A 24,041-nucleotide genomic window follows, 5' to 3' on the forward strand; every position below is an offset into this window, starting at 1 on the left:
AAGGTTTCTATTAGACCTCTTGCAAAATTAATTTTATGTTACGATTGAGGGTTGTGTTTTTTTAGATAAAAGTTAGAGTTACACGGCTATGGTTGAATTTGCGATCGCAAAGAACACCAAAAATACATAAAACCTGAAACCTTCTATCGTACCAGAGAAACAATTGTGCAAGAGGTCTAATATTTCTGGCAGTAAACCTATCTTCAAAAGCATCTGTTTTTTCTAAATCATCCAGTTTCCAAAACCAATCTAAAATCTGGGTGAATCCTTTTTCAAATCTGGAAGACCATTCAGGAGTATTTTTTCCTGATCTGGAAACAAATATGCTGTTAGATGCAGCATTTTCAAATTCCACAAAACAATAGGATTTTTTAATAGAATCTCCAATTACTAAGTAGGTTGGCGTTAAAAATTGTCGTTATGACAAGGGAACAGGGAACTCTTAACTGGGAACAGGAAGAGAGTTTTGGGCGATTTTACTTTTCTTCACATACATTTAAATTTTTCGGGTTATTTTGTCGCATCTATGCCTAGTATTCCTGGTTGTTACACCCAAACAAAATCTTTAATTGTAGTTGATAAGTTATCGGTTGACATATTTGTTTTCTCCTAAATTCTGACTCACTAGAATACTGTAACGTACCATCGAAGACAAAGCGTTAATTATTTGATAACCTGTAACAGTATCGTTTGTCAGGATTCTTAAGTCTTCTGCGTAGCTGGTATGAGAATGGTCAGTGTAACATACCACGTGCAGCCAAGCCAGGTTTAAGTAATCATGAAGATGGTTTAGCTTTGGATACTCCTGATTTTCAGGCTTGGATATCTGCTTTAGGAAATGAAGATTGGGATTGGTTTGGTAATGCTGATTCAGTTCATTTCACCTATAGAGGTAGCGGTGTTAGGGATGATATTGGCGATATTGGGGTAAAGGCTTTTCAGCAACTCTGGAACAAAAACAACCCCAACGATCAAATTACAGTAGATGGTACATTCAGACCCCAAACAGCAGCACGACTGGATATGTCTCCAGCCGAAGGTTTTGCTACGGCTAGACTTCTGAAACTTACTAATCCTAATTTGCAAGGTGAAGATGTTCGCAAAGTTCAGCAAGCGTTAGTTAATGCTGGTTTTCTAAACGCAACCCAAATTAATAGTATGGTTCTACCGTTCCCCTTGTGATCAAAGATCCTTTTGATATATCCAAAACCATTGGTGTACATGGGTTTGATATAAATTAATGAGGGATGTCGGTGTAGGGGTTTCAGGGATATTTTACCGAAAATATCATAAAGGGAGCGGTAGAGCCAATAGTATTTATGATGACGATACGGAATCTGCTGTAGAGAAGTTTCAGGAACAAAAAGGTTTAAGTCAAGATGGTGTTGTTGGACCTCAAACCCGCAGATTATTAGGTATATCTTAACAGCAACCTCTGACGGTGATCAACAAACAAAGCTGCGCCCTTGGAATCGAGATCAAATAGCACCTGCAAACCCAGTTCCTTGTAAAGTTTTAATTCATCAATATGCAGGAGATATTGCCAATGGACTATTTGATTTTAACCAAATCAATCCATTTTTAGATAATCCAGAATTAGTGATCCAGCGACTCATTTTACCACCAGCATAATTATCGCAATTTCAATAATCTGGAAGACGTTGCATTAATCCTTCATTCTTCTCATTGCCAAAAGAGAAGGATATTTTTTATTATCAATAAGTAATTGACGTTCTAATAAACGAGATTGATCATTAAACCCTAAAATTCTAGCCGTCACTTGTCCTATATTTGTGAGAGATTCAATAGTAGAATTATTCAGTTTAAAATGTTCTCCCCAATTATCCCAACGAGGATGATAAAAACGCACAAATTCTTTTTTATCTATAATAATTGAACCGATATCACTGCCTTTAAAACGATTACAATAAACACAACAATAAGCTAGATTATCTATATTTGATGAGCCACCATGTTTGATACTAATAATATGATCAATGGCACATCCTAAAATAGTATCATGTTCAGCAATCAGGCAATATTCACATAAATTATCTGCTCTTTGAGCAACTAAACGGCGAAGTTCTAGATTTAAATAAGGACGCTCCATAATTGAATTTTAAGCCTTTTCGTGAATAAAATCATAAGCCCTAGCTTTTGCTAGTCTTAATAAATGTTCTAAAATCAAATAATGATCTAATTCTGATTTTTCCTCTGAAGAAATTCCATCAGTTTTTTCTCGAAAAATCAAATCAGATACTCTTTCTTTTACTGTTTCTGATACTTGAAATTCAACTAAACTTTGAGATGTTATGCCAGCAGCGAGAAAGTTGATTATTTCTTCATAAGCTGGATTAATGCTGATTGATGTTTCCATGATGATTAATTATCTCCTTTTTTAATCTCCTGAACATTGGGTATTTAAGCACTTATCGGAAAAATTGACGGCTGGATGAGTTCCTGTTGTGATAATGATAAGATATTGGTATCAATCAAAGCTGGTTTCATCACTTCTCCTTTCAAAAAATGCCTGTTGACGACGGATGTTGATTTCTTTACTGAAATTAGCAAATGTTTCATCTGACATATCATTCCAACAGCCAGCAAACTGCATAGTTTGTTCTAGTGAACCTGGAGATGATTCTCCATTCAATCGCCAATAATGAATAAAATTATATAATTCTTCTAATTTATCTTCGGGAATGAGATTAATTTCTGTGATTACTTTGGTGCGGATGTTTAATAAATCCATAGAGCAAATAAATGTAGAGAATTGACAGATACACTAATTATATAGTCTGTGTTCTTTAAGAACCAAGATATTTTCTAATAAATAAGATCGCTCTCCCCAATCAGATAAATTGGAACAAAGAGCGATACCATCGGTCAACACCATAAATAGCATTAATCACCGTATTTCCTGCCGCGCCATTCTTTGGGAGTGTGAAATGCAGATAAAAAAATGCGTAGCACCGCTAAAGGGTCAGCTAAAGGAGAAAGCCAGAATAACCAACCACCTGTAGCATCTTTGCGATCATAAGAGGGAGCGATCGCTAATAATAAAGCAAAGCGAATCACCACCAAAAATATATTCAATCCTAACAACAACATCGCCGGCAATGAAAGCACCAAACTAGGAAGCAACAAATAACCCAATAAAATCAAAAGAGGTAAACCCTGCACCGCAGACAATAGCCATAAATCCCCCCAAATCTGAGCAGGAGAAGCAGCATCTTTCAAATCTAGGCTGCGTCCCCATTCATTCCAAGTTTCTAACGCCCCTTCATACATTCTCACCCTTAGCACCTTAGCACCATCTAAAAAGCCCACCTTAAAGCCTTGAGAGGCAATATTCCGCGCCAAAGTCACATCATCACAAAAAGAACCTTTAGCACTGCTATAGCCATCCACAGCCCTTAATACAGACCGACGACATAAAAAACACTGACCATTAGCCATCACCCGTTCCGGTTGTTCAGTATAAATACCCGTAGGATCAAATCTATACAGTAACGTCATTAACAAAGCCGGTTGTAACCAGCATTCTCCCGGATACTTGAGAATAAACTGCGGTGATAAAGATACCAAATCATAACCTTGAGCGATCGCAGTTTTCACTAAACTCGCCACCAAACCAGGATGGGGTTGAATATCCGCATCCATGCCCAAAAACCATTCACTCCCCTCAGATGTGAATAAAAAGCCATTATGCAACGCCCAAGGACGACCAACCCAGCCAGCGGGTAAAGGGTCATCTGTGATCACCCGAAAGCGGGGGTCTGTTATTTGTGCGGTTTTCACCAAGTCGGGAGTACCATCTTGTGAGCGACTATCAACCACAATAATTTCCCGAACTTCGTAACTTTGGCGACTCAAACCCTCTAACAGCGGACTAATCCGTAATGCCTCATTTAGTGTCGGTACAACCACACTCACCGTTCCCAAAAGTTCTGGTGTGGGTTGTTGTGGTTCGAGGGCTGGATAACGTCCTGGACCTTTGAGCAACCGGGAAAGCAAAATGGCTGTTGCAGGTACTTGGATAAGTAGCAATAGGAGCGGAATAATATTTAACAATTTTAACCCTGACTTTTTCGTATAAAGTAGCTAGTTTAGATTTTCGCGCAATTTAGGCAAATTAACTTAACAGTATTGGAGTGATGCCAAAATTGACGCAATACTTTACGAGAAATAATGTGCTTGACACTCCCCGGTCTAAGAGGATGTTTTAAAAGTTTTTAATGTGTAAACAGACCCCTCTCCAAACCTCTCCCCTGGTCGGGGAGAGGCTTTAAAACCGCCATTCCCTACAAGGGAATGGGGGTTAGGTTTTTGGAGATTATGGGTTTCATATAATACTTTTCAAACAACCTCTTAGCTTTCTTTTTGTGTAATTGGGAAAGAGGTAATTGGCAGAATTTCTTCTCCTATTCCCTCTTCCCTCTTCCCTATTTGAAAGCAACTTTCACATTAGCAACAGCAACTTCTTTAGTAGCTGCTTCAATATTCACCGTTGCAGGTGTACTAGAACCTTTAGACCACAGCAGCACAGCCGGAGCTACACCCAGTGCCACACCTAGCAGTACAGGAATAGGAAACCCAGCGGCTAAACTCATGATTGTGGCAAAACCAAAGTTACCCAAATAAACCAATAAAGGTACATTTAGTTGGTAATGGTCTAACTTAACCGGGTTTTTGCTCCATAACAAAGCCGCTACAGTCATAAATAACGAACCAGTACCCATCCAACCCGCAAAGTTTTGATAAGGCATTCCAAAGAAAGCCCCCGGTTGGTGCCAATACCAGAAGGGAAGGGAAGTTTGACTCATGGCTGGGTCAAGCACAAAATCCCAAGAAGTGAGCAGTAAAGCCCCTAAACCAATAGCTCCCACGTGACGGAACAAGCTGGGTTTTTTATCTACTTCTAAACCCGCACGAGCCAACACATAAGAAACTAATCCCACATAAAACCAGGAAAGGGGAATTGTAAAAGGGACCAAACCGGAAATTTTATAACCCAGACCGCTCAAATAGCTATAGTAACCAAAGGGAAAGCCTGTGCTAGTTCCTAGTAATTCGCTAGTTAGGGAAATTGATAAAGATGGGATTAAAAATCCTAAAGCGCGTGCTAAACCTAAAGTTCGGTAAGCATAAAGGAACACTCCCAGCGCCCCCAAAATCATATATACCACACCACCACCCGCCATACTCCACTGCATGACGCTCTGTCCGACTTCTGATAAGCTAACAATTAGTTCAGCATTGGGAATAACAATCAATATCCCCAGCAGTCCAAATACCATAGAAACGATATGACCAATTAGGCATACGCGCTCGACGATAACAATTTGTCTCATGATCAATCCTTAATGATATGCCAGATGGCTATTCAACTGCTAACAGTTTACAAATATTTATGAACATATTTAACTAAATGTTGATCTTTATTCTCTTAAATTGGGAATTAGGGATGGAATTCAACATTTAGAAACCTGATGAGTTCAGTAAATTTGTAAAATAATGAATGCAACCGATATTGAAAACACCAGTATATAACGATTTGTAACTGATTAAGGTACAGAACTTTTACATTTATCAACTACCTGAAGCCTGTTTTATTCCTGACTCCTGCTATATGTCAATTTTGAAAAAGATTCCTTGGTTTTCCCTAACACTTGTATTACTGAGTTACAGTACATTGGGCTGGTTGATATTTGAAGAAAAAGCCCAGTGGTATGTCCGACTGATAACTGTGGTAACTATCCTGCTATCCCTAATCTTAGTCACCAACCCTTGGTTAAAACTAGATGATTATGCTCATATTTTCTTCAAGTCAAACGCTAGGACTTTTCTTGTGGCTATCTTAGCAGCTTTCCTATTTTTTCTAATGATTGCCTGGTTTCGGGTATTTCTTGATACTTTACTCGTTATGTGCGCGACTATCCTAGCCAAAATAGACTTTCAAACAGTTGGTTTAAAACCAGCATTAGCTTTTGGCTGTATATCTTTTTGCTCACTGTTAGGACTAGGAATGGGCGCACTTATCAATCACTACATTTAAAAGTAGTCATTAGTCATTAATTAATTAATAACGAATGACCAATGACTAATAACGAATTAACCAGCTACAGCTTCTACGAATTCTACTGCTGCTGCATAAACGCTAACTTTCTTCTGGCTTTTACCTCTTCTTTCAAAGGTAACTACACCGTCAATTAAAGCAAACAAGGTATCATCACTACCAATACCAACGTTGTTACCAGGATGAACCTTAGTACCACGTTGACGGACTAGAATATTACCTGCGCGTACAGTTTGTCCACCATAACGCTTTACGCCTAGTCGTTGAGCATTCGAGTCACGACCGTTTCGCGTACTACCAGTTCCCTTCTTATGAGCCATGATTCCCTCTTTTCTATTTACTTTATTTATCCCAGGTTGCTAGTTATCCAGTTTAGGCTGGGAAAAAAGTAATTGGTAATTGGTAATTACTCTCTATCACCTTTTCCCTCTTGCCTAACTAGTAACTTAAACCTTTTTTTATGATTCTTCGGATGATTCGTCAGCGGTTTCTTCCACAAAGTCAGTATCAAGAACGGGAAGTTCAGGACTCGTTGGTGCTTCTTCGTAAGCTAAAACTTCGCCGTTGAGATTGATAGAATTAATCAAAAATCTGGTAATTTCCTGGCGATGTCCCCGTTTTTTGCGGGTTTTCTTTTTAGGTTTCATCTTATACACCAGGACTTTGCGACCTCTAAAGTGTCGCATAATTGTCCCTTCCACGGTTGCACCTTCTACTAAAGGTTGTCCAATGGAAACTGCGCCTTCGTGATGTACAAGTAATACTGCGTTGATGGTAACTTTTTCATCTGGTTCAGCGGTTAGTAGTTCAATGTCGTAAAAGCGACCTGCTTCTACTTTCATTTGTTTACCGCCAGTTTCAATAATCGCGTAAGTCATTAAATCGTCCTTGAGGTTGCCGTACAGGTAGCTGGCTATAATCTCCTGTAGAGACGCTATTATTTATAGCTTTGCCAGCTTTTGCAGTATGTCTACCTGATCCGAGCAGGAATTAGACAGACAATCTACTATATTACCTGATTGATGGTTAATCAGTCAACCTTTGAGAAAATATAATTTTATTTCTCGCTGATTTCCGAAAAGATAATTCTGGTGTTTGTAGTTAACCATGACACAGACGGAAAATTTTTTAACTAATCTGAGCAATTTAAATAGGGTTGCTCAGATTTTTTTACTATTCACTTTCAGATTTTTCATAAATAATTTAAGAAAATTGTAGGTTGGGTAGAGGGAAGTGAAACCCAACAAAATCGGGAGAATTTTAGAAAAATGTGATAATTGTTACGAATTATCAATTATAATTTAGTTAATGCTGAAAATGAAAATTTAATTTTTATTAGATAAAGATGAAAAGAATTGAAGTTGAACAAAGAACTATTTTTGTGGGTTTAGCTGGTAGTCATGGTTATGGTTTAAATCGTCCAGAATCAGATTATGATTATCGTGGTGTATTTATTGCTCCTAAACGCTATTATTTGGGATTTGATAGTATTGAACAAAAGGATTCTGGTTGGGATGAACCGGGGATATTTCCGTTTATAGATGGTAATGAAGATACGGTTATTTATGAATTAAGAAAGGTTATTCATTTATTAGCTGGTGCAAATCCCAATGTTTTAGAATTGCTGTGGTTAACTAATTATCCTTTTTTAACAAATGTCGGACAACATTTAATTAATCACCGTCATTTATTTTTGAGTAAAAAGGTAAAGCATACTTATTCTGGTTATGCTTTTGCTCAAATTAAGAAGATGGAAACTCATCGTAAATGGTTGTTAAATCCACCTACGAAGAAACCTCTTCCTGCTGATTTTGATATTATGGATGAAGTTCCGTTAAGCAAAGATGAGTTAAATGCTTTTTTGGAATATCTTTATCTTTTGATTAGGGGGAAAATTGAGTTTTTGGAAGAATCAGAACAGTTATATAAATTGCTGACTGGGGATATTGATTTTAAAGGTGTTTTGAAACAGTACACTTTAGCAGATGAAACTTTAGCATATACCCAAAATTTAACTCATGGACGTAAAGATTTTATTCGCCTTTTGCAAAAAAGTCAAAGTTACCAAATTGCTTTAAGAGAATGGAAGGCTTATATATCTTGGCAGGAAAATAGAAATCCTGCTAGAGCCGAAATGGAAAAAAAATCAGGTTATGATTTAAAACATGGAATGCACTGTATTCGATTACTACGCAGTGGGTTGGAAATTTTGCAGCGGGGAGAAGTGACTGTAGATAGAAATTTAGCTGGTGATATTGATGATTTAAGGGCTATTTTGCGAGGTGATTATAGTTATGAGCAATTAATGAAAATGGCGGAAGATTTGGTTGCTCAAATGGATGTTTTTTATGAGCAATCTAGTTTATCACATCGTCCTGACTTGGAGCAAATCAATGATTTGTGTATGGAGTTGGTGGAAATGCAAGGTTGGTAAAAAATCTGGAAATTGGAAAGATACCTGGGGTACGCTTCGTGGACGTGGCTAAATAAACAAAATTCAACTGCGTGGGTTATTTCATTAGTCCATGCAGGTTCGTTTAAATTGTACCAACATCTTTACGTAATTTTATATAAAAAAATCAAATTATTAGCCAAAAGTGGGAAATCGAGTCATATAATACATTTAATTTAGCAATACCTTGTCCAAATCGAAAAAAGTCTTGATTTGTAGGTTGGATTGAGGTACGAAACCCAACAAATGCGTCGGGTTGCGCTGTCGCTTAACCCGACCTACAAAAAATGGACAAGGTATTGATTTAGGAAACCCTCTTTATATCCCAATCAGATGACTACACTTCTGAGTAGATACAAAATTATCAAGCAAATTGGTGAAGGTGCATTTGGTGATACCTACCTGGCTGAAGATACAGCTTTACCAGGAAGCCCGCACTGTGTAGTCAAACGCTTAAAGCGAAATCCTGATCCTAGTGTGTTAGCAATTGCTAAAAGATTGTTTGAGGAGGAAGCTAAGGTTTTACAAAATTTCGGTAAACATGACCAAATACCTTCACTTGCTGCCTATTTTGAAGAAAAGGACGAATTTTATCTTGTGCAAGAATTTGTAGATGGATATGATCTGAATCAAGAAATTGTCTTTGGTAAAAAGTGGACTGAAGAACAAACGATTAAACTACTCATAGATATTCTAGAAATTTTAGCAGTTGTTCATCAACAAAATATTATTCATCGAGATATTAAGCCATCCAATATTATGCGTCGTCATCAAGATGGCAAAATTGTTTTGATTGATTTTGGTGCAGTTAAAGAAATTGGGGTTTATACTGTTAATTCCAAAGGGCAAACCAGTCTAACTGTAGGCATTGGTACACCTGGATATATGCCGGGGGAACAGGCAGGTGGTAAACCTAAATTTGCTAGTGATATTTATGCTGTGGGCATGATTGGTATTCCAGCTGTAACTGGATTAGTACCAGGACAATTTCAGGAAGACTCGAATACTGGGGAAATTATCTGGCGTAATTATGCCCAAGTTAGTGATGAGTTTGCAGAAGTTTTAAATAAGATGGTGCGTGACCATTTTAGTCAGCGTTATAAGAATGCAACTGAGGCGTTACAAGCACTAATTCCACCTGATAAAACTATTGTAATACCACCTCCACCCCCTAAAAAGTTTCCTACGAAAATTATGGTTGGTTTGGGTATGGCAGTGGCTATTAGTTTTGCTGGTGGTTATATTGTTAATCAGGTATTATCTTATCAAGCTGCTCTAACAGCAACAACAAAGAAGGCTGAGGAATTGCTAAAGCAAGGTAATGATAAATTTGATAAAGGAGACTATCAAGGAGCTATTAATACTTTAACTGAAGCTATTCGCTTAGATTCTAAATTTGCTGAAGCCTATTCTCGTAGAGGATTTGCTTACAGAAATATTGAAAACAACCAGAAGGCTATAGATGATTTACAAAAATCAGCAAAACTATTTGCTACACAAGGAAATAACTCTGCATCTAAGCGTAATCAGGGCAGAATTCGTCATTACTTGAAAGATTATCAAGGTGCGATCGCTTTATATAATGAATCAATTAATCTTGATCCTCATGATACCATAACCTACCAAAATAGGGGAATTGCCCATTATAAATTAGGAGATAAACAAGCAGCCATAGCAGATTTTAACCAAGCTATCAAGATCAATCCTAACTTTGCCATTGCCTACCACCAGAGGGGAAATACCCGTTCTGATTTAGGAGATAAGCAAGCAGCTATAGCTGACTTTCAGCAAGCAGTGAAACTTTATCAACAACAGGGAGGGAATGAAAAATGGTTAAAAATAGCGCAAGATAGAATTAGAGAATTACAAAAAGAGTGAAAGTATCTATTCCATATCCCCTTCTTATGCAATGTAATTATAATATATCAACTAAACAAATATTAAAAAACAAATTCAATCAAGATGCCCAAATTAAATATTGGAAAAAAAATAAAACAACAAATGAGTAAAAGGGGTTGGACAGAAGAAATGCTTGAATTAGTTTACTTAAATCCTGGTAAAACGGAAAAAACAAGAGATAAAAGGTATAATATAGATGGTACAAGAAAAGATGATCCTGCTACTGTATATTACAGGAGTGATGGTGCATACATTGTCTGTAATGACATCACAGGTGATGTAGTTCAGGTAAGTGATATTAATGATCCTAACTGGATTGAAAAACAATACTAAATTAAATGTTGATTAATAAATATCAGGAATATTTTCACTAATAAGTAAATTCAGGAGTACAAACATGAAATTAATTGATAAATATCAAAAAACAGGATTTATTAAAGCTGGAGAATTGCTATTAACTCCTGCTAATGCACTGGAATTTATTAACGAAATTGCCGAAAGAAATATTTCCGTTTTAGGTGTAGATTTATGGTATTATATCAATGATCAAATATCCGAAGATCCTGGATCATTAGATTTAAGTGAAATTGATGATCCTCAACAAAGTGTATCTATAGCTAAACAATTTATTACCCATAATTTACCAAAAGGAACAGCTTTTGTTTCTTTGGTTTTGAGTGATTAAAATTAAAAGAATGCATTAGATAATTTAGAAGATTACTAGCAAAGAAATTAACCGACATCAAAAAACCCCTATAATCGCCATTACATAGAGGTTTACAAGCTAAACTGCTCATTTCCAGATTGGGCTTGGTTGTATTTTATGATATTACAAAAAGTCTACCCGCCAGGTAATTAATTGAGGTTATTAACTGGCTTTTGACCGGTAGCGACTGCTGTTTTGGGAATTTCAATGACTGGGTTATTTAAAGCCACCATTAAAGGCGAATCTGCGGCTGTTGGTGTTAATTCTGTTGGTTGTGTTGTGGCTATTTCTACCATTCTGGAATTACTTGGAAATAAACCAGATATTGCTCCCAAAATACAAGCCGCAGCGGCTGCACCACCTAACATCCAGTTCAAGCGGTAACGGCGATTAACACGCGTTAAAACTTGGTTAGTCGTTACCTCTGATGACTGAGCAGTTGCGGGAACAGGGATGTCATGTAAACCCTTTCTAAGATTTAACAGTCTCTTATACAAGCACTTAATAGAAGTATCAGTTGAAAGCCACTCTTCAACTTGCCTGCGTTCAGTAGCTGTGACTTCGCCATCCAGGTAAGCACTTAATAACTCGAAACAATCGCGCTTCTCCATATTTATAGTACCTGTTGATTCATTTTTGCTTCTCAATGGCAGAAAATATATATTTTCGTTGACAGTCCTTAATATTTCTTAAAATCTGCCATAAAATTGAGGAAACATGATGTAGATTATGTATCTAGATAGGTTTGCAATTGAGTTTGTAATCTTGATCTGGCTCTGGCTATTCTAGATTTCACCGTTCCCAGGGAAACTCCGGTAATTTCGGCGATTTCTTCATAGGCCAGTCCTTCAATTTCTCTCAAAACAATTGTAGTCCGAAAAACCTCTGGTAAATCAGCGATCGCTTCTCGCAACTGTTCATAAAATTCTCTGGTCGTCATTTCCTCATCTGGACTTGGGGTATCACCGGCAATTTCCCAATCCATTTCCCCGTCGGCTAACAATCGCGGAGCATCTAGGGAGAGAGGACTGGCTACCCGTTTGCGTTTACGTAATTCATCATAAAACAAATTAGTGGCAATCCGACTTAACCAACCTCGGAACTTGGCAGGTTCTTGTAGTCGGTTAATATTTCGGTAGACACGAATCCAAACTTCCTGGGCTAAATCGGCTCTGTCAGACCAGTCAGGGGCTAGATGATATAAAACTCGATCAACTTGAGTCTGATAGCGGCGCAATAGTTCTGAAAAGGCAGCACGGTCTGGACGCAATCCGACTTGACAGCGTAAAATAAGGTCGTGGTTTGAGAGTTTGTCAACTTGCACCGATGCTGCTGGGTAGGTGGCATCAACTGTTGACCAAGATACACTAATGGATTGACTCATGGATCGGTCTAGCTTTAAATCACTCCCTCCTATTAGACTTGATCATTGGTCAAAAGTTCCTCAGTAAGGTGACGGATTTATAATCGGAACACGGAAATAAATATAGAAAGGAGTTTTCAGGGATCAAATTTTTGTGAGGTTGGGAATAGTGATCAGATTGAAAACTGGCCACTAAATACTTGACTAGTAACTGCTAATAGGTCATAGGTAATAAATAATGGCTAATTGTCAATTGTTAATCAGTAAAATTCTCACCTCCAGCTAAATATGTCAGGGATAAATAATAGGCGATGGCAATGGCAAGAAATGAATCTGTAGCGAGTATGGTCATGTTTCTCTGTTTTGGTACAGCAATTTTATCTCTGGCTGTCCATTGGCAAACGATGAGAACAACAGGGCAGTTAAATCAATCTGCATCCACAGAGGTTTATCCGCAGGGTTCACCAGTAGAAATTGGGAGTAGTGCCATTGCGGCTTCTGTACCTACCTCTCCCCAAAAAGCTGCGGTGATTAACTTGGATTCTCCTTGGAAAACACAGAAATCAAGCCTGGATGCTGTTACAGATCCAGTTAATAATCCAAAGCCATCAGTACCGGACTTAAATGCAACTAAAGTAGTTGTAGATTTAAGCGATCGCCGTGTTTATGTTTCTCGATATGATGAGGTTATAGCTAGTTACCCAATCGCTATCGGTAAAAAGGGCTGGGAAACACCAACTGGCGATTTCAAAATTATCCACAAAGAACATCATCCTATCTGGCGACATCCAATTACAGGAGCTATCTTTGAGGGTGGTACTGATAGTCCTTTGGGGGATAGATGGATTGGTTTTTGGTCAGACGGCCGGAATGAAATTGGCTTTCACGGGACACCAAATGTTGACTTGGTAGGAGCGGCGGTTTCTCATGGTTGTCTAAGAATGCGTAATTCTGACGTGAGAATGCTGTATAGCCAAGTAAATATCGGCACACAGGTATCAGTTCGTGAATAAAAATATTAAGTAATTGATAATTGTTATTTATCAATTATCAATTAAGTAGGTTGGCGTTGAAAATTGTCCTTATAGCACTAGGCTTGAGACAATAGGCAAGAGGCAAGAGTAAAGAAGTTTTCAGCGATTTTACGTTTCTTTACACAGTTTGGTTTTATTGTGTTCACCGACTTATCAATTATTAGTTATTAGTTATTGTGGCTCAAAATTAGCCGCATGGGTCTGAAGCAATGTACTAACTTGAGTTAAAACTTCATTGCCAGTGGTCTTGTTCAATGATTGACGTTCTGGGAAGAAATCTGGTGTATCTAAATACTTACAGATGGCTTCGCTAACTTGTTGGGATATTAAAGCATCAAGTTCTGTGTTAGCTCTTTCTCGTTGATATTTCGCGCCTTCTTCCGTCGTTGCATACAGAGGAGGCAGCCTGTTCAGAGCATAGGCGGTTATATCGCCCACATCTAGAGAAATTTCGCTGGTTACTTCAATTTCTGCTACTTTGGCAATGACGTTGATGAGTACCAATTCTTCCATGACGTTGATAAATTGTTTGCGAGGTACTGCTACTACCTCACCGGTCAACAATGCCCCCATGAGGCGATCTAAAGCCATGTACTCTTCGGTTAGCAGTTCTGCGGCGTTACCGCAAATCCGCCCAACTTCTGCTTCCATTGCTGGTGTCAAGTAACCATCTTGAAGAGCTTGTTCTACTATTTTTTCAATACTCATAAAACATTGTGGGTAGTATGGAAGGAACACAGGTTAAAAGTATATATTTTTTACTTAGAAATATATACTTTGCGATAGCCAAACTAAACAGATATGCTATCAATCACCCAGAATACAATAGCAGAATTAGTCCAGATTAGGGAATAAATCAGGGTTTGAAGTCCCCTATTACTGTGTTACTGAATTATTTATTTTACCAAATTATACCATTTATGTATAAGTATTTTGGGTTGAAAAAGTCACAATATCAATACCTTCGCCAAATTGAAAAAAGCCTATGGCAAAGGTATTGAAGATGAGAAACTTAATCAATTTGTTTAGATTTCCAAGGGATTGGATCAACAGATTGTCCGTTTACATACAAACCCCAGTGTAAGTGGGGTCCGGTAGATGCGCCAGTTGAACCGACTGCACCAATTTTTTGCCCTGCTTGCACAAAATCACCTTCTTTGACATCAATCCGACTTAGGTGCATGAAAATACTGATAACACCTTGACCGTGATCAATGCCGACTACGTTACCATGAACGCGGAAGCCTTGGGATACTGTACCAACTAAAGCCACTTTCCCAGCCGCTGGGGTAACTACAGATGAACCTGTTGCTCCTGCATAGTCCTGTCCACGATGGTAGTAGTCATTGGCAAATTCGCCATTGTAGTAGCGACGGACACCATATTTAGTAGAGGTTCGCCCCGCGTTGGGGGTGAGAAACAGGCCATGCCAATATTTTTCCGGTGTTTGTAAGGCTTTTAATTCTTTTACTCGCTTGAGTTCGTATTCGGTAGCATTAACTCCAGCTTTTCCGGGTGGTAAGGTGATGCGTTGCACGGGAAATTTGCGATCGCGCACTTTTACTGATAAGTTTTGTTCTTGTCCATCTTGGGAAATTCTGATTGTTCTCACTCCAGCTTTTTCTAAGGGAGTTGTGGGAATAAAAGAACGGTATTGACGAGGGGCAATTTCAAAGGCTGGATATGTTGTTTCCCCAACTGTTACTGTGGGGTTACTAATCTTTTCTTGAGAATCTGCCTCAATTACTACGGAAATTGTATCTCCCAATTGGGGATTTTTAGGTAATACCTGTATTTCTAAAGCTTTTGCGGGTAAGCCTAAAGCCATGGGAACAGTGGCAATTATACCTATTAATATTTTGGTAGGGTTGATGATACTAAAATTTCGCAATTTATGCTGTGGATTAATAGTGTTAGTCATGGTAAGTAGGTTAGCATTGAAAATCGTCGTTATGGCACTAGGCAAGAGGCAAGAGGCAAGAGGCAAGAGTGAAGAGGGTTTGGGCGATTTTACTTTTCTTTACATATTACTCTTCGAGAAGCCGCTTCGCGTCTACGGTTTTTTCCGTTCACCTACTTAGTTATAGGCTAATAAGCCGTTATTTAGGGATAATTTGGATAAGTGTGTGGAATTAATTGAGGTTAATACACATCAGTAAAAATTATGGAGAAGAAGTATTCCTCAACGCTGACCAACTACTAGCAATAGGCATTCTCCAACCAGTCCCAAAAGCGCGGTCAGTAATTTTTAATCCCGGTGCTGCTTGTCGGCGTTTAAACTCCGCACGAGATAATAATTGTAATACTCTATCTACAATTGCCGGTTCATGACCTGCGCTAATAATTTCTGTTGCTGATTGATGTTGATGAATCAAACGGTCGAGAATATCATCTAAAATTTCATAAGGTGGAAGAGAATCTTGGTCAACTTGACCCGGTTTAAGTTCTGCGCTTGGTGCTTTCGTGAGAATATTTTCGGGAATAACTTCTTTTTGTTGATGAGAATTTAACCATTTGCAGATAGAATAAACGCGAGTTTTGGGAACATCAGCAATGACTGATAAACCACCATTCATATCACCATAAAGGGTGCAATAACCAACAGCAACTTCTGATTTGTTGCCAGTAGATAAAAGTAGATAGCCAAATTTATTAGAAATTGCCATTAATAAATTACCACGAATTCGAGATTGCAGGTTTTCTTCTGCAATCCCAAATTCTGTTCCTGCAAATAATTCATCTAGGGAATTATCAAAACTTGCCATTAATTCCCCAATAGGTAAAAGTTGAGTTTGAATATCTAAATTTGCTGCTAATGTTAAAGCATCACTAATAGAATGTTCCGAACTATAGGGAGAAGGCATTAACACACCAATCACATTTTCTTTTCCTAATGCCACAGTCGCAATAGCCGCAACTAAAGCGGAATCAACTCCTCCACTTAAACCCAATAATACTTTAGAAAAGCGACATTTACCAACATAATCTTTTACTCCCAAAACCAAAGCATTCCAAATTTCCTCATCTTCAGATTCATCAACAGGAGAAATATCACCGAAATCTAAATCTTGTTTATTGCTATTAAATTCAACAGTCAAAAAGTCAGATACAAAACCTTTTGCACGACAAACAATTTCACCTTGTTTATTTAAAGCAAAACTGCGTCCGTCAAAAACTAAATCATCATTTCCACCAACTTGATTTGTATAAATAATCGGTTGCTGAAAATTAACTACACTATGTTTTAACATCGCTTCTCGCAGATGTTGTTTACCAACAGTGTAAGGTGAAGCGGATAAATTCACAATTAAATTTACTCCTAAATTTGCTAAATCAGCAATAGGATTAACTGCGTAACTCCGCTTACCCCAAAATTCCTCATCATTCCATAAATCTTCGCAAATTGTTACACCAATTTTCAGATGATCTAATATAAAATAATTGGCTTCTAGTCCTGGTTCAAAATAGCGTTTTTCATCAAAAACATCATAAGTAGGTAATAGCCTTTTATGGAAAAATTGCTGAATTTTACCATTTTCTAATAAAGCAGTGCTATTAAATAAATTTTTTCCTCCAGAAATGTGCGCTTGGGAATTTTTAACCACAGTTCCCACCAATACAGCTAAATTTGCTGGTAAATCTTCAGCTAATTTTTGCAATGTGTTATCAATTGCTTCTATAAAACTAGGATTAACTAATAAATCCCTCGGTGGATAACCACAAATTGATAATTCAGGTGTTAATAATAAACGAACATTTTCTGATGCTGCTTGTTGTGACATTTCCCGGATTTTTTGAGCATTTCCTAGTAAATCACCAATAATAGGATTAATTTGAGCAATAGCAATTTTCATGATCATAAAAAAGAGAATAAAGAATAGATAACAATACTATAGCCAAAAAAAGAGGATGAAGAGAGAGGGCTGATGTAGTAGAGTTATAGTCTTCCAAAACAAAAACTCCAAAACCACATACAGCCCATGTTTGATATCCTAACACTCCTGCAATGCCTGCTACCAGAAATAAAAGTGACGACTATGCGGCAGTTGAGCCAGATCATCATGGCCATGTTAGCAATCTTTCCTTTTTCATGGTTAATTTGTCCCATCATCTTTTAGCTTGTGTTCCGTCAAGATAATCCCGGTGCTGGGATTGTTGATCTTCAGGCTTACTGTCGGGGTTTTCGATATGTTCGGGAAATGTTAAAAATGCTTCCGCAACAGCCTGAGCCTATTTTATTATCCCAGATTTTTGCCAAGCTTACCTCTCTTGGTCGTATTCACAATGCTTCTACAGCCGTTGAACCCTCGTAATTTGGCTACAGTATTGAGATAATCATCCGTATTTATCCGCGTTTATCTGAGTTTATCTGCGTACCCTTCGGGAAGCAAGCTACGATTATTCTTTAAATAAACACCAAAGGTTTATCTTTAAACGGTGCGAATGCTTCTTTATCAAACTTATACAAACTGGCAGGACGACCCGCACCTCGTGATACTTTAATTTCGGTATCTGATAAAAAACCTAACTTTAGTAACCGCGCTCGAAAATTAGAATAATCGGCAAAATTTTCTCCTAAAACTGTGGTGTATAGTTGATACAAATCGTTTAAGGTAAAAGTTTCTGGTAAGACTTCAAAAGCTACTGGACTATATTCTAATTTGTTTTTTAATCTTCCATGTCCATAGGTAATAATTTCATTGTGGTCAAATGCTAATTGTGGTAATTGTTTGACAGGATACCAAGCAATACCTGCGACTTTATCAGCAATTAATTCTGCTTCTTCAAATCTGACTAAGGCAAAATAACTAACTGATAAATAACGGACTCCATAGCTATCAATTTTTTCCCTGGGGTCACGATTTGGACCACCAAAAGTATAAAGTTGCGCTAAATAAAGATTATTTACCTTTATTTTCTCAGCCATAATCCGATAAGCAGCATCTTCTAAAGATTCTCCTTGACGAACTAAAGTGCCAGGAAGACTCCAATGATTTAAAAATGGTTCTTGCTGTCGCATAACTAAGAGAACCAACAACCGATTTTGGGCAGTATCTACAGAAAAAATCACATTATCAACACCAACTTTAAAATCAGCTAAAGGTTGTTGATTTATGGGGTTTAAAATCTTTTTTTGGTTACGTATTGGCATTCGTACAAATGCTGTTGATGAATGTAGGCAAGGACGGGAGGTGTGAGAGTATTAATATCTCCTTGTTCACGAAAAGCGGTAGAGGAAACATCTAAACCAATCAAATTAGCAATGGCAATTTTTCCGCCAATTTGTTTAACTTTATCTAAACCAGAATCATCTATTATATATCCTGGTCTGGGAATTACGAGTAATTGCACTTGTTTTAATAAGTCTTCAACATGATACCAGCGCGGTAATTGATTTACTAAATCAGCACCAATTACTAAAGTATATTCAATATTTTCTCCCCATTTTAATTTTGCTTTACCTACAGTTTCTAGAGTCTTCCAACTACTTAAATCTTGTTCTAATGCAATATTTTGTTGAGCAACATTGATATCTTTAATTAACAATTCCAACATTGCAGCCCTATGAGGTAAAGGTGTTTGTTGGGACTTCATGGGATTATCCGCAGCCCATACAGCTACCCAATCATAACGTTCAGATAACCATTTGAGAATTATTAAATGTCCAGCAGTTGGAGGATCTGCACTTGTACCAAATAAAGCAATTTTCATGATTTTATATTTTGATGCTGCTTGCTTACAATTTCTAGAGTAATTTGAACGAACCACAGAGGCACAGAGGTCCCAGAGGTAAGAGAAATTATATTATTTATCACTTCGTTTTGTCATCTGAGATGCCCTTACCAAGAATGTCTCTTCACTTATGGTAGTATTCACCATAAATAATGTCAAGCCTTGGCTAATAAATAATGACAAATTCCTGAAAAGCCTATATTTACAAGGGAGTTAGGATATTTTTTACAATTAATTTATATTTCTTAATAGTACAGCCAGTCAATATCCAGGAGTTGGATAAGATTTTAAGAATAATTGACCGCAGATAAACGCAGATAAACGCAGATGAAAATGGATGAATTAATGAATTTTATGATTCTGTGCAGCTTTACATATAATAAGTTTAAGGGTTTAGCCCGAATTAGACTAACAAATGGTTTTTGTGTTTGCATGGGGAATAATTGCGTTATTATATAACAGTAGAAACTAAATTTATATAAGCATAGGAAAACCAAGAAGAAATTAATACCAATTTCTTTGAAAACAGATAAAAGTTATTTCCATAGAAGGATGATATCAATTATGGATTCTGTAAGTCTCACCCACGAACAATTATCTCAAGCTATTAATGAACTTCCACTGGCAGCACTTCCTGAATTAGCTGATTTTATTGAATCTTTACTTTTTAAGCTGAATTTAACTCCTGCGGCTATTAATAATGAACCAGAGGAGAGTAATTTTTTATTAAGTATTTCTGGTATAGGAGAGTCTAGTGAACCCAATTTATCAGACAAAGATACAGAAAACGGAGAACTGGAAATTGATCCAACTAGGGGTATTAAGGAATTTAATCATGAGGTAAATAAATAATCATGACGGCTATTTTAGATATAAGTTTCTTAGTGGCAACTGTTGATATTAAGAACGAAAATTATGGGCGTATCCTTGATGTTATAGTTGATTCAAAGGAAGTATTGGTTTTACCAACGACAGTTTTACCTGAAGTTTGTCATTTGCTTACTTCTCGGTTAGGATATCCTACAACAAGACAGATTTTAACTGAATTAGCTAATAGTAATGTCATTATTGAAGGGATTGATAAAACTGATTTAAAAAGGGTGACGGAGATTCTAGACCAATATACTGATAGTAAGTTAAACTTTGTGGATGCAACGATTGTTGCTATTGCGGAAAGGATGAATATTACTAAGATTTTTACTTTAAATAAACCTATTTTTAGTATTATTAGTCCACAACATTGTGCCGGTTTTGAGATATTTCCTTAATAGGCTATCAATCAGATATCCGACTTCTTAAAGAAGTCGGGGATCTTGTATTTTGTACTTATTTTAAAGGAACAATTGCACTCATTTGGTCTAAATCTAACACAGTTGCTAATTCTGCTTCTGTCATTAAACCTTTTTCTAGAACTATTTGCCGGAGAGATTTACCTGTTTCTAACGATTCCTTAGCCACAGCCGCAGCATTCAAATAACCAATATGAGTATTTAGGGCGGTGACTAGTGCTAAACTACCTTCAGCATAGGCTAAACAACGTTCTTTGTTAGCAGTAATTCCTTGAATACAGCTTGTAGTTAAAGCCGAAATTGTGTTACCTAAAATCTCAATGCTGTGAATTAAATTATAGGCAATGAGGGGCATCATCACATTTAATTCTAATTGTCCAGCTTGGGCAGCAAAAGCGATCGCATTATCATATCCCATAACCTGAAAACATACCATTGATGTCATCTCTGCCATTACAGGATTATATTTTCCGGGCATAATTGAAGAACCAGGTTGGACTGGAGGAAGTTGAATTTCCTTAAATCCAGTTTTGGGACCAGAATCCATTAACCGCAAATCGTGGGATATTTTCACCAAATCCTGGGCTAAATTCCGCAAAGCCCCGGAAACATTCACAAAAGCCCCCATACTTTGCATAGCAGCCATTAAATGGGGTGCAGGTTCTAGGGGAAATTCCAACAATTGCGACAGGATATCCACAACTCTTTGCCGATATTCCGGGTGAGTATTCATACCTGTTCCCGCAGCACTACCACCTAAACCCAATACCATTAAATCCCCAGAAGCAATGTAAAGACGGTTTTGATGTTCTGAGAGGATTTGCGCCCAAGCACCAAAATTATCCCCTAATCGCACAGGTACAGCGTCTTGGAGGTGGGTTCTGCCAGATTTGACGATATCTTGAAATTCTATAGCTTTTGCCTCTAAAGCCGAAATTGCCTGTTCTAAAGCTGGTTGTAAAGTGCGAGAAAGTGCCAATAAGCCACCAATGCGAATGGCTGTGGGGATAACATCATTGGTAGACTGTCCATAGTTTACATGATCATTGGGACTAACGAGTTTATAATTACCTTTTTGATCACCGAGAATTTCTAAAGCGCGATTTGCCAAAACTTCGTTAATATTCATGTGGTGAGAAGTTCCTGCACCGGCTTGATAAACATCAACCACAAACTGATCTCGTAATTCACCTGCTAGGATTTCATCAGTGGCTTGAATAATCGCTTTACTGATATCTGCGGGAATACAATCTAATTCTCCGTTGACAATAGCGGCAGCTTTTTTAATATATAAACCAGCATCTATATAAGTAGGTAAAGGTTTAATACCGCTAATGGGGAAATTTTCGATCGCCCTTTGGGTTTGAATACCATAATAAACGTTGTTGGCAATTTGGCGATCGCCCATTGAGTCTTTTTCAATGCGAAAATCTGAATTGTTAGTCATATAAGTCGAGAATGGGAACAAAAAGAACAGGGAACAAACTTGTTTTTAACTCAATTGTTATATGGGAAAAAGTGCAAAATTACGGCACATTTCAGGGAAATGAGGGACAAAGTTGACATAGTATTAATTTTTGACAATGCAGTAGGATAGTATCATGGGATTAGCTGTAACTTAACGTACCTGTTCACAAACTGTCACAATAGTTGTTACCAGCAATACACAATATTTGGTATGCTTACCCGTACTAATGTGATTTTTTAGTTAGGGAATAGGTAATAGGCAAATGGAAAGATCAGTCATGAGTAAGTATTCTTTCCACTTACTTCTTCCCCAATCACCAATTATCCACTACCTCTTTCCTTAACTACTACATGAATCTAAATCGAGTTAAATCCATCCCCAAATGGACACAATTACCATCTCCATCCATATTTTGTGCAGAAGTATCTATGCAATTGAGTATAGATACATCCGTTGCCCAACTACAACAGCAGGTAGAATATTTACAAATCCAATTGGAGTCAGAAAGACAGGAACATATTCAAGAAATCCAGCAGATTCAGAAATTTCAGACGTTACTTCAACATATTACTGAACACATCCTCGATAGTCTAGATGATCGAAAGATATTAACAATTATTATTCAAGAATTAGTTGATTTATTACAACTTAATCGCTGTCAAATTGAACTTTATAATCCCTGTTTAACTTCTGCCACAGTTACCTATGAATATAGTGCTGTTTTACCCCATTTTCAAGGCTTAACCACAGTAATCGCTGATTTTCCTCAAATTTATCAATCTCTATTGCAAAAACAAATTTGGCAATCTATAGAAATTGTCCCAGGACATTATTCTGGATTACAGATGATGAATCAATTAGCTTGTCCAATTTTTGATCATCGAGGCATTTTGGGTAATATTTGGCTAATTTGGCACACAGAGGCAAAATTTGGAGAACAAGAAATATCCTTTTTGCAGCAAATAGCTAATAAATGTGCGATCGCAATTCGTCAATCTCGACTACAGGCAAAAACCAAAGCGCAGATTCAGGAAATAGAAAAACAAGAACGGCAAAAAAATGAATTTCTCAAACAGCTTTCCCAAGAGTTACGCACACCCATTACTAATATTAATCTTGCTGTACAAACATTAGAAAGTCTGATGACACCAACGGGAATTTTAGATATAGAAATAGGATCTCAACTATTACAAATTCTCCATCATGAATGTGGACGAGAAAATAAATTACTTAACGATCTTCTCAGCTTTGCATATCTGAAAACCCATTCGGAATCTCCTACTTTAATTACTATGGCTCTACCGCTCCCTTTATGATATTTTCGGTAAAATATCCCTGAAACCCCTACACCGATTGGATTTGAGGTTTTAATATTTTCAAAAAAAGGATGTTTGATCATAAGGGGAACGGTAGAACCATTACTATTGATTTTCCAACCTGGTTATCTCCCATTATTGAATCTTTTCGAGATGTTACCAATTGTCAGCAACAACAGTTACACCTGGATATCTCCACAGAAATTCCCCCTTTCTCCACAGATATCACTGATTTAGAAAAAATTATTACCTTGCTACTCAACCAAGCTTGTCAATGCGCTCCCGCAGGTGAATCAATTACAGTTACCGCCGATTTGAATGCAGCCACGGTAGAATTAAAAATCAGTATTTCTGGTGTAGAGATTCCTCACCATGAACTATCACAAGTCTTTCAGCCATTTTACCGCATTCCCAAACATTCCTCATGGCAAGCACAGAACACTGGTTTAGAGTTAATTTTGGTAGAGACAATGGTACAGCGTTTGCATGGATTAATTCATGTTGCAAGTGCAAATAATCGCATCACGTTTATCATGCAATTTCCCCTGCGACTAGTTTTTTAGCTGCAACACTAGAGATCCAAATCTGCTGTATGTGTATAAAAATACGATAATTGTCTGGAAAAATATTGATATTTGTCTTATTTACATCAAAATAGTCAATATTATTGAAATTTTGTCCAAGTAACAAATAAAATGCTTA

Annotated in this window: 28 protein-coding genes and 1 pseudogene; 13 read left to right on the forward strand and 16 right to left on the reverse strand. The window is 37.3% G+C overall.

Annotated elements, in window-relative coordinates:
- Positions 1–61 precede the first annotated feature (61 nt).
- Positions 62–355: a Shedu anti-phage system protein SduA domain-containing protein gene (locus AN490_RS06720; RefSeq protein ID WP_300001111.1), complete on the reverse strand. Its 294-nt coding sequence runs from the start codon at positions 353–355 to the stop codon at positions 62–64.
- A gap of 335 nt (positions 356–690) precedes the next feature.
- Between AN490_RS06720 and AN490_RS06725 the strand changes: the two genes are divergently transcribed.
- Positions 691–1,182, forward strand: coding sequence for a M15 family metallopeptidase (locus tag AN490_RS06725; protein ID WP_300001113.1), 492 nt, complete (start codon positions 691–693; stop codon positions 1,180–1,182).
- Between the two features lie 58 nt (positions 1,183–1,240).
- A complete protein-coding gene (locus AN490_RS06730; protein WP_300001115.1) occupies positions 1,241–1,426 on the forward strand; it encodes a peptidoglycan-binding domain-containing protein in 186 nt (61 codons plus the stop codon).
- Positions 1,427–1,666: 240 nt separating this feature from the next.
- On the opposite strand, the gene AN490_RS06735 is transcribed toward AN490_RS06730, so the two are convergent.
- From AN490_RS06735 to cruF, 5 genes are all read right to left on the reverse strand, one after another.
- Positions 1,667–2,110 (reverse strand): HNH endonuclease signature motif containing protein, encoded by a 444-nt coding sequence (locus AN490_RS06735; protein WP_137909324.1) that lies wholly within the window; start codon positions 2,108–2,110, stop codon positions 1,667–1,669.
- Positions 2,111–2,119: 9 nt separating this feature from the next.
- On the reverse strand, positions 2,120–2,377 hold the full coding sequence (locus tag AN490_RS06740) for a hypothetical protein (protein ID WP_015078503.1): 258 nt from the start codon (positions 2,375–2,377) through the stop codon (positions 2,120–2,122).
- Positions 2,378–2,488: 111 nt separating this feature from the next.
- Positions 2,489–2,752: a hypothetical protein gene (locus tag AN490_RS06745; RefSeq protein WP_300001119.1), complete on the reverse strand. Its 264-nt coding sequence runs from the start codon at positions 2,750–2,752 to the stop codon at positions 2,489–2,491.
- A gap of 152 nt (positions 2,753–2,904) precedes the next feature.
- Positions 2,905–4,074, reverse strand: coding sequence for a 2'-O-glycosyltransferase CruG (gene cruG / locus AN490_RS06750; RefSeq protein WP_300001120.1), 1,170 nt, complete (start codon positions 4,072–4,074; stop codon positions 2,905–2,907).
- A gap of 371 nt (positions 4,075–4,445) precedes the next feature.
- Positions 4,446–5,354 carry a gamma-carotene 1'-hydroxylase CruF gene (cruF, locus tag AN490_RS06755; protein WP_300001121.1) on the reverse strand — a complete coding sequence of 303 codons (909 nt, stop codon included), beginning with the start codon at positions 5,352–5,354 and terminating at the stop codon, positions 4,446–4,448.
- A gap of 278 nt (positions 5,355–5,632) precedes the next feature.
- On the opposite strand from cruF, the gene AN490_RS06760 reads away from it, so the two are divergent.
- Positions 5,633–6,058: a hypothetical protein gene (locus AN490_RS06760; RefSeq protein WP_300001122.1), complete on the forward strand. Its 426-nt coding sequence runs from the start codon at positions 5,633–5,635 to the stop codon at positions 6,056–6,058.
- Positions 6,059–6,114: 56 nt separating this feature from the next.
- Here AN490_RS06760 and rpmA read toward each other — a convergent pair whose 3' ends face one another.
- Entirely contained in the window at positions 6,115–6,399 is a 285-nt protein-coding gene (rpmA, locus tag AN490_RS06765; RefSeq protein ID WP_300001123.1) for a 50S ribosomal protein L27, read from the reverse strand.
- Between the two features lie 138 nt (positions 6,400–6,537).
- Positions 6,538–6,957 carry a 50S ribosomal protein L21 gene (gene rplU, locus AN490_RS06770; protein ID WP_015078509.1) on the reverse strand — a complete coding sequence of 140 codons (420 nt, stop codon included), beginning with the start codon at positions 6,955–6,957 and terminating at the stop codon, positions 6,538–6,540.
- Positions 6,958–7,424: 467 nt separating this feature from the next.
- Here rplU and AN490_RS06775 point away from each other — a divergent pair, with 467 nt between their 5' ends.
- The 4 genes from AN490_RS06775 (at position 7,425) to AN490_RS06790 (ending at position 11,115) form a co-directional block, all read left to right on the forward strand.
- Positions 7,425–8,513, forward strand: coding sequence for a nucleotidyltransferase domain-containing protein (locus AN490_RS06775; RefSeq protein ID WP_300001124.1), 1,089 nt, complete (start codon positions 7,425–7,427; stop codon positions 8,511–8,513).
- Between the two features lie 351 nt (positions 8,514–8,864).
- Complete coding sequence (locus AN490_RS06780; RefSeq protein ID WP_300001125.1) at positions 8,865–10,409, forward strand: tetratricopeptide repeat protein; 1,545 nt, start codon at positions 8,865–8,867, stop codon at positions 10,407–10,409.
- Positions 10,410–10,493: 84 nt separating this feature from the next.
- Complete coding sequence (locus AN490_RS06785; protein ID WP_148765672.1) at positions 10,494–10,763, forward strand: colicin E5-related ribonuclease; 270 nt, start codon at positions 10,494–10,496, stop codon at positions 10,761–10,763.
- Positions 10,764–10,827: 64 nt separating this feature from the next.
- Positions 10,828–11,115 (forward strand): hypothetical protein, encoded by a 288-nt coding sequence (locus tag AN490_RS06790; RefSeq protein ID WP_174783126.1) that lies wholly within the window; start codon positions 10,828–10,830, stop codon positions 11,113–11,115.
- A 170-nt stretch (positions 11,116–11,285) separates the two neighbouring features.
- On the opposite strand, the gene AN490_RS06795 is transcribed toward AN490_RS06790, so the two are convergent.
- Positions 11,286–11,747 carry a zf-HC2 domain-containing protein gene (locus AN490_RS06795; protein ID WP_366925024.1) on the reverse strand — a complete coding sequence of 154 codons (462 nt, stop codon included), beginning with the start codon at positions 11,745–11,747 and terminating at the stop codon, positions 11,286–11,288.
- A 116-nt stretch (positions 11,748–11,863) separates the two neighbouring features.
- Complete coding sequence (locus tag AN490_RS06800) at positions 11,864–12,520, reverse strand: sigma-70 family RNA polymerase sigma factor (protein ID WP_015078515.1); 657 nt, start codon at positions 12,518–12,520, stop codon at positions 11,864–11,866.
- A 290-nt stretch (positions 12,521–12,810) separates the two neighbouring features.
- Between AN490_RS06800 and AN490_RS06805 the strand changes: the two genes are divergently transcribed.
- The gene (locus AN490_RS06805; protein ID WP_148765666.1) at positions 12,811–13,512 is read left to right on the forward strand and encodes a L,D-transpeptidase; all 702 of its coding nucleotides are present in this window, start codon (positions 12,811–12,813) and stop codon (positions 13,510–13,512) included.
- 192 nt (positions 13,513–13,704) lie between these two features.
- Here AN490_RS06805 and AN490_RS06810 read toward each other — a convergent pair whose 3' ends face one another.
- The 3 genes from AN490_RS06810 to AN490_RS06820 all read right to left on the reverse strand — a co-directional run bounded on the left by AN490_RS06810 (position 13,705) and on the right by AN490_RS06820 (position 17,387).
- On the reverse strand, positions 13,705–14,241 hold the full coding sequence (locus AN490_RS06810) for a late competence development ComFB family protein (protein WP_300001127.1): 537 nt from the start codon (positions 14,239–14,241) through the stop codon (positions 13,705–13,707).
- A gap of 304 nt (positions 14,242–14,545) precedes the next feature.
- Entirely contained in the window at positions 14,546–15,454 is a 909-nt protein-coding gene (locus AN490_RS06815; protein ID WP_300001129.1) for a M23 family metallopeptidase, read from the reverse strand.
- A gap of 241 nt (positions 15,455–15,695) precedes the next feature.
- A complete protein-coding gene (locus tag AN490_RS06820; RefSeq protein ID WP_300001131.1) occupies positions 15,696–17,387 on the reverse strand; it encodes an NAD+ synthase in 1,692 nt (563 codons plus the stop codon).
- A gap of 218 nt (positions 17,388–17,605) precedes the next feature.
- Here AN490_RS06820 and AN490_RS06825 point away from each other — a divergent pair.
- Positions 17,606–17,846: pseudogene (locus AN490_RS06825) on the forward strand (IS4 family transposase); the annotation flags it as partial.
- Positions 17,847–17,938: 92 nt separating this feature from the next.
- On the opposite strand, the gene AN490_RS06830 reads toward AN490_RS06825, so the two are convergent.
- Together AN490_RS06830 and AN490_RS06835 are read right to left on the reverse strand one after the other, a co-directional pair.
- Positions 17,939–18,685 carry an NUDIX domain-containing protein gene (locus AN490_RS06830; protein WP_271820464.1) on the reverse strand — a complete coding sequence of 249 codons (747 nt, stop codon included), beginning with the start codon at positions 18,683–18,685 and terminating at the stop codon, positions 17,939–17,941.
- On the reverse strand, positions 18,655–19,245 hold the full coding sequence (locus AN490_RS06835; protein WP_271820463.1) for a nicotinate-nucleotide adenylyltransferase: 591 nt from the start codon (positions 19,243–19,245) through the stop codon (positions 18,655–18,657). Before AN490_RS06835 ends, AN490_RS06830 begins: the two co-directional genes overlap by 31 nt.
- Positions 19,246–19,830: 585 nt before the next feature.
- On the opposite strand from AN490_RS06835, the gene AN490_RS06840 reads away from it, so the two are divergent.
- Together AN490_RS06840 and AN490_RS06845 are read left to right on the forward strand one after the other, a co-directional pair.
- Positions 19,831–20,118, forward strand: coding sequence for a hypothetical protein (locus AN490_RS06840; protein ID WP_148765654.1), 288 nt, complete (start codon positions 19,831–19,833; stop codon positions 20,116–20,118).
- 2 nt (positions 20,119–20,120) lie between these two features.
- Positions 20,121–20,534, forward strand: coding sequence for a PIN domain-containing protein (locus AN490_RS06845; protein ID WP_300001135.1), 414 nt, complete (start codon positions 20,121–20,123; stop codon positions 20,532–20,534).
- Positions 20,535–20,592: 58 nt separating this feature from the next.
- Here the strand turns inward: AN490_RS06845 and AN490_RS06850 are convergent, their stop codons facing one another.
- Positions 20,593–22,002 carry an aspartate ammonia-lyase gene (locus AN490_RS06850; protein ID WP_300001137.1) on the reverse strand — a complete coding sequence of 470 codons (1,410 nt, stop codon included), beginning with the start codon at positions 22,000–22,002 and terminating at the stop codon, positions 20,593–20,595.
- Positions 22,003–22,451: 449 nt separating this feature from the next.
- Here AN490_RS06850 and AN490_RS06855 point away from each other — a divergent pair, with 449 nt between their 5' ends.
- The gene (locus AN490_RS06855; RefSeq protein ID WP_300001139.1) at positions 22,452–23,339 is read left to right on the forward strand and encodes a histidine kinase dimerization/phospho-acceptor domain-containing protein; all 888 of its coding nucleotides are present in this window, start codon (positions 22,452–22,454) and stop codon (positions 23,337–23,339) included.
- Between the two features lie 71 nt (positions 23,340–23,410).
- The gene (locus AN490_RS06860) at positions 23,411–23,902 is read left to right on the forward strand and encodes a HAMP domain-containing sensor histidine kinase (RefSeq protein ID WP_300001141.1); all 492 of its coding nucleotides are present in this window, start codon (positions 23,411–23,413) and stop codon (positions 23,900–23,902) included.
- Positions 23,903–24,041: the final 139 nt, after the last annotated feature.

This window comes from Anabaena sp. AL09 (assembly GCF_001672255.1).
Lineage (GTDB): Bacteria > Cyanobacteriota > Cyanobacteriia > Cyanobacteriales > Nostocaceae > Dolichospermum > Dolichospermum lemmermannii.

What these genes read in the sequence shown, in the direction of transcription:
- AN490_RS06855 (WP_300001139.1), top strand. Translation starts at nt 22,452, where the DNA reads ATGCAATTGAGTATAGATACATCCGTTGCCCAACTACAACAGCAGGTA.
- AN490_RS06805 (WP_148765666.1), top strand. Translation starts at nt 12,811, where the DNA reads ATGGCAATGGCAAGAAATGAATCTGTAGCGAGTATGGTCATGTTTCTC.
- AN490_RS06840 (WP_148765654.1), top strand. Translation starts at nt 19,831, where the DNA reads ATGGATTCTGTAAGTCTCACCCACGAACAATTATCTCAAGCTATTAAT.
- AN490_RS06740 (WP_015078503.1), bottom strand. Translation starts at nt 2,377, where the DNA reads ATGGAAACATCAATCAGCATTAATCCAGCTTATGAAGAAATAATCAAC.
- AN490_RS06810 (WP_300001127.1), bottom strand. Translation starts at nt 14,241, where the DNA reads ATGAGTATTGAAAAAATAGTAGAACAAGCTCTTCAAGATGGTTACTTG.
- AN490_RS06800 (WP_015078515.1), bottom strand. Translation starts at nt 12,520, where the DNA reads ATGAGTCAATCCATTAGTGTATCTTGGTCAACAGTTGATGCCACCTAC.
- AN490_RS06735 (WP_137909324.1), bottom strand. Translation starts at nt 2,110, where the DNA reads ATGGAGCGTCCTTATTTAAATCTAGAACTTCGCCGTTTAGTTGCTCAA.
- AN490_RS06860 (WP_300001141.1), top strand. Translation starts at nt 23,411, where the DNA reads ATGTTTGATCATAAGGGGAACGGTAGAACCATTACTATTGATTTTCCA.
- cruF (WP_300001121.1), bottom strand. Translation starts at nt 5,354, where the DNA reads ATGAGACAAATTGTTATCGTCGAGCGCGTATGCCTAATTGGTCATATC.
- rplU (WP_015078509.1), bottom strand. Translation starts at nt 6,957, where the DNA reads ATGACTTACGCGATTATTGAAACTGGCGGTAAACAAATGAAAGTAGAA.
- AN490_RS06790 (WP_174783126.1), top strand. Translation starts at nt 10,828, where the DNA reads ATGAAATTAATTGATAAATATCAAAAAACAGGATTTATTAAAGCTGGA.
- rpmA (WP_300001123.1), bottom strand. Translation starts at nt 6,399, where the DNA reads ATGGCTCATAAGAAGGGAACTGGTAGTACGCGAAACGGTCGTGACTCG.
- AN490_RS06730 (WP_300001115.1), top strand. Translation starts at nt 1,241, where the DNA reads ATGAGGGATGTCGGTGTAGGGGTTTCAGGGATATTTTACCGAAAATAT.
- AN490_RS06830 (WP_271820464.1), bottom strand. Translation starts at nt 18,685, where the DNA reads ATGCCAATACGTAACCAAAAAAAGATTTTAAACCCCATAAATCAACAA.
- AN490_RS06845 (WP_300001135.1), top strand. Translation starts at nt 20,121, where the DNA reads ATGACGGCTATTTTAGATATAAGTTTCTTAGTGGCAACTGTTGATATT.
- AN490_RS06815 (WP_300001129.1), bottom strand. Translation starts at nt 15,454, where the DNA reads ATGACTAACACTATTAATCCACAGCATAAATTGCGAAATTTTAGTATC.
- AN490_RS06745 (WP_300001119.1), bottom strand. Translation starts at nt 2,752, where the DNA reads ATGGATTTATTAAACATCCGCACCAAAGTAATCACAGAAATTAATCTC.
- AN490_RS06760 (WP_300001122.1), top strand. Translation starts at nt 5,633, where the DNA reads ATGTCAATTTTGAAAAAGATTCCTTGGTTTTCCCTAACACTTGTATTA.
- AN490_RS06795 (WP_366925024.1), bottom strand. Translation starts at nt 11,747, where the DNA reads ATGGAGAAGCGCGATTGTTTCGAGTTATTAAGTGCTTACCTGGATGGC.
- AN490_RS06820 (WP_300001131.1), bottom strand. Translation starts at nt 17,387, where the DNA reads ATGAAAATTGCTATTGCTCAAATTAATCCTATTATTGGTGATTTACTA.
- AN490_RS06835 (WP_271820463.1), bottom strand. Translation starts at nt 19,245, where the DNA reads ATGAAAATTGCTTTATTTGGTACAAGTGCAGATCCTCCAACTGCTGGA.
- AN490_RS06850 (WP_300001137.1), bottom strand. Translation starts at nt 22,002, where the DNA reads ATGACTAACAATTCAGATTTTCGCATTGAAAAAGACTCAATGGGCGAT.
- AN490_RS06780 (WP_300001125.1), top strand. Translation starts at nt 8,865, where the DNA reads ATGACTACACTTCTGAGTAGATACAAAATTATCAAGCAAATTGGTGAA.
- AN490_RS06775 (WP_300001124.1), top strand. Translation starts at nt 7,425, where the DNA reads ATGAAAAGAATTGAAGTTGAACAAAGAACTATTTTTGTGGGTTTAGCT.
- AN490_RS06785 (WP_148765672.1), top strand. Translation starts at nt 10,494, where the DNA reads ATGCCCAAATTAAATATTGGAAAAAAAATAAAACAACAAATGAGTAAA.